Below are 8,285 nucleotides of genomic sequence, written 5' to 3'. Positions count from 1 at the left end.
CCCAACAGTGAGATTATGATTCACCAGCCGTTGGGCGGAGCCAAGGGCCAAGCTTCAGATGTGTTGATTTATGCCGAGCGTCTGATTAAGAGCAGGAAACAGTTGAACCGTATTTTGGCAGATCATACCGGGCAACCGCTGGAGCGTGTGGAAAAAGATACCGACAGAGATCACTTCCTTACGGCAGAGGAAGCAGTAGCATATGGCTTGGTGGATCAAATCGTTACTCGGATCTAGCCATTATTGAAAATTTTATGTAGTCCCTCGCTAATTCTGAAAAAAGTTCAAGATTTGTTCATTGCAATTTCAAAACAATAGGTTTATAATTTCAAACGGATTCAAAGGGCTTATCCTTGGAACCCATGGGAATTAATCCCACCTGAGCCTGCGTGTGCATGCTCAAATAAGAATTAAGCGAGGGATTTACAATGAAAACCTGCTGCACCATCCAAGTAGACGAAGACAGTTTAGTTATTGATTTGCCAGAAGAAGGAACCACGTTGGACTCCTTGCTTGGTGATATTGAGAGCTGTGGAGGAAGTGAAGAGCCTTGGCTGCAACTGATCGACAAGGTAATGGGCAACTCATCTGAGACTATACTGACAGGTCAATTGACGGATGGCGGCGAAATGAAGGAAGATCAGATGATTACAGGATCTCAGGCAGCCGCTAAGGGGCAATAGGCAGAATATACGTTAATACGATATTTTTGACATTATTTGATTCACATACATGATCATGTATAAGACTGCTATACCGGGCCGAAGGGCATGGGTAGCAGTCTTTTTTTTATATTTTATAGAAGTTTTAGAATCTTTTTTTCGTAATGGGGAAATTCGTCAAATTTCGAAATTTTCAGGTGAGTATTTTGTCCCGAAACCGTGACTTCCTGTTCATTTTCCACCATAAAGTCGAAATGTAACATAGAACTAACTATAATAGTAGTAACATCCATATACAGGTAAGTGACACCTAATGTTGGACCTGATCCTCTTGCTGTATAAAGGAGGGGAGCAAAAAGGCGGAGAACAACGTACTGATAAGCTTATCCACTTTGTAAAAAGGAAGGAATGTGTAAATGATGAATAGGCAATGGGTCCTGTCAAGGATCGCAAAAAGAGTAGCGGTGATGTTAACTGCGGTGTTACTGTTGACGTTAACGAACGGATTTAACTGGAATACGCAGACCGCAGAGGCTGCCGGGACAACTCCCGTGGAGCGTTACGGACAGCTTTCAGTGAAGAATGGTAAGCTGGTGGATAAAACCGGGAAGCCTGTGCAGCTCAAAGGGATCAGCTCTCATGGTGTCCAATGGTTTGGGGATCTGGTGAATGAGGACTCGATGAAATGGCTGCGGGACGACTGGGGCATTTCCGTGTTCCGGGTTGCGCTATACACCGAGGAAGATGGTTATATTGCCAATCCTTCATTAAAAAATAAAATGAAGGAAGCGATTGAGGCAGCACAGAAGCTGGGATTATACGTTATTATTGACTGGCACATTCTCTTCGATGGGGATCCGAACATTCATAAAAATGAAGCCAAGGCTTTCTTTAATGAATTTGCAACTCAGTATGGTAATTTACCAAACGTGATCTATGAGCTTGCCAACGAACCGAACGGAAACGTGAACTGGAACAACCAAATCCGTCCTTATGCGTTGGAGGTATCTCAGGTCATTCGGGCCAAAGACCCGGATAATATTATTATTGCGGGTACAGGCACGTGGAGCCAGGATGTACATGATGCAGCAGATAACCCGCTTCCAGACAAAAATACACTGTATACCGTGCATTTCTATGCCGGCACGCACGGACAATACCTGCGGGATCGCGTGGATTACGCGCTGAACAAGGGCGTGGGCATATTTGTTACCGAATGGGGAACAAGCGATGCTTCGGGTAATGGCGGTCCGTTCTTGAATGAAGCTAAGGTGTGGACCGATTTTCTGGCCAGCCGTGGAATTAGCTGGGCAAACTGGTCACTGGCAGATAAAAATGAGACCTCTGCTGCGCTCTTGTCTGGTGCAAACCGTAAAGGGGGATGGCCTGATTCTCAATTGTCGGTTTCCGGCAAATTCGTAAAGCAGGCAATTCTGGAAGGCTCCAGTAGCAATGGTGGAGGCGGAAACAATGGTGGAGATAACGGCGGTGATAATGGCAACGGAGGAAATACACCAGGTGCTGACGATCAAGGGATTGTGCTTCAATATCGTACCGGAGACACCAATGCCAAGGATAACGTAATCTGCCCTGAATTTAATATCAAAAACACAGGAAAAACGGCGGTCAAGCTGAGTGATTTGAAAATTCGCTACTATTACACAGATGAAAGCAAACAGGGTCAGCAATTTTTTGTAGACTGGGCCAAGGTTGGAAATGAAAAGGTAAAAGCAACTTTTATAACGTTGTCAGAGCCGAAGGCCAAGGCTGATAAATACGTGGAAATTTCATTTGCTGATGGAACGGGTACTATTCAGCCCGGTGGGGAAAGCGGAGAAATCCAACCCCGTATCCATGCTGCGAACTGGAGCCATTTTGATGAAACCAACGATTATTCGTATGGTGCCAGCCAAACTGCCTTCGCAAACTGGGACCGTGCAACTGTTTATCAACAGGGCAAGCTGGTATGGGGTATAGAGCCTTAAGGCACAACAGGGATCATGCCCGGAATGAGTAAAGAACATGGGACTTTTGGGTCCATACTTTTCAATATTGGATTATAGAGTATGCGTCTTTGGTATATGGGAATCGTAACTTTAGGAGGACACATTCAGCACTTTAGTTCCGGTATTCATAATACTAAAGTACCATATGATATTCGACTTTCGTGGTGCTTTAACTACTTCCATAGCACATAGAGTTTGGTCCTAATGGATCATTCCTCAACAAAGAACCCCCGCTTTTTGCCCTTACAGGTAGGCGGGGGTTTTGGGTTTTATAAATATTCGAAAATAAAGGTTAACTGTGTTTAAGCCAAATCAAAAGCTTTGGCCAGCAGACGATAGGACTGAACGCGCTTATCAAAGTCATGAATGGATGAGACAACTAGCAGCTCATCGGTACGATACTGCTCAGCCAAGCGTAGTAATTGCTCCTTACACTGATCGGGTGTACCGACAACGCGCCATGCTGCTGACTGACGCAGTCGCTCGCGATCAAACTCCGTGTACGAATAGGATAGTGCTGTTTTTACCGATGGCAGTGAAGTCAATTCTTTGCCTTGCATAAGCAACAGGAAAAACAGGCTGGCGCTGGAAGCCAACTGCTCGGCCTCTTCTGTAGTTTCGGCGCATGACACAGTAACTGCTGCCATGGAGCGGGGCTTATCGCCCAGGATGGAAGGCTGATACTGATCGTGGTAACGTGCGGTAGCTTCTACCCCACCTGGTGTGCCGAAAAATTGGGCAAAGGCATAGGATGCGCCCATCATCGCGGCTAATCTTGCGCTTTCTCCACTGGAACCGAGCAGCCACAGTTCAGGAATGGTTGAAATCGTCGGTGCCGCATGAAGCCCGGCAAACCGATGGTCAGCAGGCACAGAATCATGGAAATAATCAATTAAATCGAGAATCTGTTGTGGATATTGCTCGACGGATTGGTGCTTACCATCCTGCAAGGCACGTGTTGCCAGCGGCAAACCGCCGGGAGCACGCCCCAGACCCAGGTCAATTCGGCCCGGATGAAGCGCTTCTAGCAGCCGGAAATTCTCAGCGACTTTATATGCGCTGTAGTGTGGCAGCATAATACCGCCTGAGCCGACACGAATACGTGACGTATTCGCAGCCAAATGTGCGATCAACACCTCAGGACTGGAGTGTGCAAGCATTTTCGACGCATGATGCTCAGACACCCAATAACGGCTATACCCTAGCTTGTCGGCTTCACGCGCCAACGCTGTTGTATGGGACAAGGCATCCTGAGCAGTACCGCCTTCAGGAATATGAGACTGGTCCAGTATTCCCAGTTTAAGCATTTTGCAATCACCTCTTACACAACTGTATCAGACACAACTCATTTGGTCAAAACATGAAGTTGGATGGTTTAGAGTTGAAGTTGAATCGGTTGGAGTTTAGGAACCTTTTCGTTATAATGAAGGAAGTGTAGGATGAAAAACATCCTGGCTTGGGAAAGGGGAACGAATTTGTGTTAAGAACACCTTTGGGGCGTGTCCGACTCATGCTCTGGATTCAAGGTATAGCGTATTTGGCAATATTATTCACCCATCAGCCGCTGCAAGCTGCGGGCATGACCCAGACAGTCATGGTGATCGGTAACATATACCGGATCAGCTTTTTGCTGCTCCTCGTCGCTTTGATCTATGGCAAATCAGCACTGAATTGGTCCCTCCGGCGGCCTCTATTCATGATGTTGGCGTCCTTCATTCCTTTTGGTCTGATCATTATGGATTGGGTTTGGGTGAGAAAATGGACAGGGGATTCGGCAGCAGAGCAGCGAGCCGCATCGTAATATTTTAGTATACGTCGAGTGAGATTTGAGGAGCTATTCCTTAAGCCCCGGTGCAGAAGAGAAGAGAGCATTGCGCAGTTTAACGCGTGGTGTTCTTTTTTTGTGCACCGGAAACCAGTTCAATTCAATGTTAAAGATTTCACCAAAAATTCAGCAGTTTTGCGTCTTTGAAAGCCTTCCACCCAATGTCCTGTAAATGGATAAACTTCAATTGTTTTAGGCGATTCAATGCGATTATATGCGGCAAAAATCGTTTCCGGCATACATACGGTATCCTTGAGTCCCACGGATACCATGACAGGAATATGAATGCGATGAGCAAGATTCATGACGTCAAAATAACTCAATGTATGTAGCACCTGCTCCAAATGCTCCGGGAATCGGTTTGCGAATTCGGCAGCTTCTGTCAGCGAGCTGGTAGAATTCATCATACCAAAATCCATATGGCACATATTGGGAATGTCAGCCACCGTAATAGCAGGTTTATCACTGAGCGCAGCTACCATTAATGCAAGTCCGCCGCCCTGGCTAGCCCCAGAGATTGCAATTTTGCCCGCATCCACATCCGGCTGCTCTGCCACCCAATCTACGGCTCTGAGGGCATCTGTCGTTATCGTTTTGTAGTAGCAGGTATCCTTATCCAGTATCCCTTTCGTTACCCAGCCTTTAACCGTTCCATGAGGATCATCCAGACGATCTCCTGTTTCACCACCCTGACCGCGTATATCTACGGCAAATACAGCAAAGCCAAGCATCAGCCAGGACGAGTAATCCTCAGGATAGCCCTTGCCGCCTGTGTAGCCATGAAAAATGACAATACACGGCAGCTTTTGATTTCCAACAAATTGGGGGCGTATATACCATGCATGCAGTGGCGTATCATCTACACCTTCAAAGGTAACCCGTGAGGCATGAATATGAGGATACGGCGTTTCCACTGGTGTTTTGAACGCACACACGGGTTTAGCCTGTACATCTTCCAGTGTTTTGTCCCAGAACGGCTCAATGTCCCTCGGGGCGGTCAGATCCGGTTGATACTGCTTCAATTCGGCAATTCTTTTTTCAATGAAATTCATAGTGAAAAAATCCTCCTTCATATATAGAACGAGTATCTACTCAAGTTTTACCCGGTAGAGTTGACTTTTCCAGCTCTCTCAGCAGCTCAAATGCTTCTTCGTTTGTGCTTCCGCACGTATCTTCATCAGCATGAAAGCCACTGCATACGGCTGGCCGCTCAGGCTTGCCAAACAATCGGCAACGGTTATCCACAGTGAGCTGTGGGCAAGGGACACCAGCCGGTTTTCCGTCAGGCATGCCCGGAATAGGGGATGAAATCGTAATAGCAATACAGCACGCGGCGCATCCGACACGACACTCCAGTTGGGGTCACTCCTTATCATCTGTTATTTTTGCAATGTATGCATGAAGCGACTTCAATGAAGTCATAATGTGAGGATGGCACAAAAAAAGCAGGAATACAAGGATAACTGTATTTTATACACACTTTTCACACAAGGGTTATAAATAGGCAGTTAAGCACGTAGGATGGTAACAAGCTCCTAAGTCATTGTTCTGTTCATTAGGTAATATTAACCATTTGTCCTTAACGTGTTCAAAAGGAGTTCGAGTGGTTAATAATAGAACACAACGATAAAAACTTAAATGAGGTGAAGTAAAATGAGTTGGTTATGGGCATTGATTGTTGGAGGTATTATTGGTTGGTTGGCAGGAATTATCGCAGGTCGTGATGTTCCGGGTGGTGTGATTGGTAACATTATCGCTGGTTTTATCGGTGGATGGTTGGGTGGCTTGATTCTGGGCGACTGGGGTCCTGAAATCGGATCGTTCTACATTGTCCCTGCATTAATTGGTGCGATTGTGCTGGTTGTTATCGTAAGCTTGATCTTCCGTTCCGTTGGACGGAACAGAGGCTAACACATAATGAATCGATTCCACTAGCCCTTATAGGGCATAAGGCTACAAAATGAAAAGAAGCTGCTTCCCGCAAGGTTCGCAAATGAACCTGCAGGAGCAGCTTTTTTATTGGAACCGCCTGATATGAGGCACACATAAAACGCCCAACACGATGCACATGCCAACGGTTGAAAATAGACCGATAGTGAAAATGCCGCCAAGCTTGTCCGCCATCGCACCCACAGCCAGATAGCCTACAGGCAGTAAGGCAAAGGAAAACATTAGATCCAGACTGGCTACACGGCCAAAGGATTCGGCGGGAACCATTTCCTGAAGGCTTGTTTCCCAAATGATCGCAAATATCATAATGCCGAACCCTTCAAGCATCATGCTCATAATCAGTCCCGGCATCCAGGTGACTACAGACAACAATAATAAAGCAAGCCCGCTGACAAAAGCCCCGAGGTAAGCGAGCAGGCCGCGATGCTTCCAGTGCTTGCGCGACCCGTATACAAAGGCACCCAGCATAGCGCCGATGCCGCTGCTTGCCATCGCAACGCCATACACGACTGGACTGTAGCTATGATGAACCTTGAACAGCCACGGAATGAGTACTGCAATAATGCCTGAGTAACAAATATTAATGAAGGAAAAAGCCAGAATCGTAATCCACAGCCACGGATGACTTTTAAGAATCGTAAAGCCCGCAATAAAATCTTTGAGAAAATGCTGACCTTCCTGATCCTGTTGTTCTGCATTTGCCAGGCGCTTACCAATGATCGAGGCCAAATGACTGCTCAGCATCCAGAAGCAGGCAAAAGATATCAGATAGGCGACAGAATCCAGACCAAAGCCGACCCCTGGTGAGGTGAAGGATACAATGAAGCCGCCCAGTGGAGGGCCGAGAAGGCGGACGGCTTGAATACTAATCTGACTGAGCGCGTTAGCCGCATTGCGAATGTCCGGCGTAAATACCTGTGCCCGCAGGGCAGAATAAGCCGGATTAAAGATACCGTCCATCAATCCGTATAAGGCAAGGCCAACGAACAGATACGGCAGTTTCATCCCGTCGGTAAACATCAATACCGCCGCAGCGAACATCAGCCCAAAGCGGGCAATGTTGGTGAACAGAAGCAGACGGATTCGGTCAATCCGATCCACGATCATCCCGGCAAAGGGCAGAATAAGCACGTTAGGCAGCATATAGACAGTCATCGCCAGACCCATGATTGTAGTCGAGCCGGTCAGGGAATAGATAACCAGTGGCAAAATGACGGTGGTGACCGAGGTTCCCAGCATAGCGATCCAATGTCCAAGCCACAGTAGAGTGAACGCTTTGGATTGCCTTAAAGGCGAAGTGAAGGTGGCCCAAGCTGAACGTCTTCCTTCGGGTGAAGCAGAGGATAGGGTTGAATTTTGGGTTTCCATAATGCCTTCCTTTCATTCAAAGACGAGGTAAATATTACTAATCATATTGAAATCTATTATACGAAACCTTGGACGTAAAGGTACAGAAAAAAGTTACTGTGAGGATAGATCGAATGAATAGTCTGTCTATGAATGAGTCAACCTAGGATAACTTTGAGCCCAGAAATTTTATAGCTCACCTTTTGCATAGGGATTATTGGATAAAAGCATTGACGTGTAAAAATGAATGATGTACTATTCAATGAGCCAGCTACGTGCTGGGTTATCAAGAAAAAGGAAAAGAGTGTGGTTAACATGAAAAAATTTAGATTTTTACCAGTCGTACTGATCGTAATGGCTTTGCTGGTTTCGGCCTGCGGCAACAACGACAAAGGTGCTAATTCAAATAATGCTTCAACCGGGGATGCCGGGTCTACTAATGGAAAAGCAGATACAACCGCCACAGCTACTTTGGAATCTGTAAAAGCGAGCGGC

The 8,285-nt window shown here is 46.5% G+C and carries 9 protein-coding genes and 1 pseudogene; 6 read left to right on the top strand and 4 right to left on the bottom strand.

Annotation, left to right across the window (positions count from 1 at the left end; translation table 11 throughout):
* The 3 genes from C1I60_RS26060 to C1I60_RS23690 form a co-directional block, all read left to right on the top strand.
* Positions 1 to 237 (top strand): ATP-dependent Clp protease proteolytic subunit (locus tag C1I60_RS26060; protein WP_252361857.1); only part of this gene is annotated, 237 nt, incomplete at its 5' end.
* Between the two features lie 191 nt (positions 238 to 428).
* The gene (locus C1I60_RS23695; RefSeq protein WP_137063957.1) at positions 429 to 683 is read left to right on the top strand and encodes a hypothetical protein; all 255 of its coding nucleotides are present in this window, start codon (positions 429 to 431) and stop codon (positions 681 to 683) included.
* A gap of 395 nt (positions 684 to 1,078) precedes the next feature.
* Positions 1,079 to 2,647: a cellulase family glycosylhydrolase gene (locus C1I60_RS23690; RefSeq protein WP_137063956.1), complete on the top strand. Its 1,569-nt coding sequence runs from the start codon at positions 1,079 to 1,081 to the stop codon at positions 2,645 to 2,647.
* Positions 2,648 to 2,970: 323 nt separating this feature from the next.
* On the opposite strand, the gene C1I60_RS23685 is transcribed toward C1I60_RS23690, so the two are convergent.
* Positions 2,971 to 3,975 (bottom strand): LLM class flavin-dependent oxidoreductase, encoded by a 1,005-nt coding sequence (locus C1I60_RS23685; protein ID WP_137063955.1) that lies wholly within the window; start codon positions 3,973 to 3,975, stop codon positions 2,971 to 2,973.
* A 170-nt stretch (positions 3,976 to 4,145) separates the two neighbouring features.
* Here C1I60_RS23685 and C1I60_RS23680 point away from each other — a divergent pair, with 170 nt between their 5' ends.
* The gene (locus tag C1I60_RS23680) at positions 4,146 to 4,469 is read left to right on the top strand and encodes a DUF3817 domain-containing protein (protein ID WP_137063954.1); all 324 of its coding nucleotides are present in this window, start codon (positions 4,146 to 4,148) and stop codon (positions 4,467 to 4,469) included.
* Between the two features lie 119 nt (positions 4,470 to 4,588).
* Here the strand turns inward: C1I60_RS23680 and C1I60_RS23675 are convergent, their stop codons facing one another.
* Both C1I60_RS23675 and C1I60_RS23670 read right to left on the bottom strand, forming a co-directional pair.
* The gene (locus C1I60_RS23675) at positions 4,589 to 5,545 is read right to left on the bottom strand and encodes an acetylxylan esterase (RefSeq protein ID WP_137063953.1); all 957 of its coding nucleotides are present in this window, start codon (positions 5,543 to 5,545) and stop codon (positions 4,589 to 4,591) included.
* A 40-nt stretch (positions 5,546 to 5,585) separates the two neighbouring features.
* Positions 5,586 to 5,849: a YkgJ family cysteine cluster protein gene (locus tag C1I60_RS23670; protein WP_212734505.1), complete on the bottom strand. Its 264-nt coding sequence runs from the start codon at positions 5,847 to 5,849 to the stop codon at positions 5,586 to 5,588.
* A 297-nt stretch (positions 5,850 to 6,146) separates the two neighbouring features.
* Here C1I60_RS23670 and C1I60_RS23665 point away from each other — a divergent pair, with 297 nt between their 5' ends.
* Entirely contained in the window at positions 6,147 to 6,404 is a 258-nt protein-coding gene (locus C1I60_RS23665) for a GlsB/YeaQ/YmgE family stress response membrane protein (RefSeq protein WP_137063951.1), read from the top strand.
* 105 nt (positions 6,405 to 6,509) lie between these two features.
* Here C1I60_RS23665 and C1I60_RS23660 read toward each other — a convergent pair whose 3' ends face one another.
* The gene (locus C1I60_RS23660) at positions 6,510 to 7,811 is read right to left on the bottom strand and encodes an MFS transporter (RefSeq protein WP_137063950.1); all 1,302 of its coding nucleotides are present in this window, start codon (positions 7,809 to 7,811) and stop codon (positions 6,510 to 6,512) included.
* Between the two features lie 294 nt (positions 7,812 to 8,105).
* Here C1I60_RS23660 and C1I60_RS26055 point away from each other — a divergent pair.
* A pseudogene (locus C1I60_RS26055) lies at positions 8,106 to 8,285 on the top strand (amino acid ABC transporter substrate-binding protein); the annotation flags it as partial.

Source organism: Paenibacillus terrae (assembly GCF_005217525.1).
Classification (GTDB): Bacteria; Bacillota; Bacilli; order Paenibacillales; family Paenibacillaceae; genus Paenibacillus; species Paenibacillus terrae_C.
This window is presented reverse-complemented; position numbering and strand designations above follow the sequence as displayed.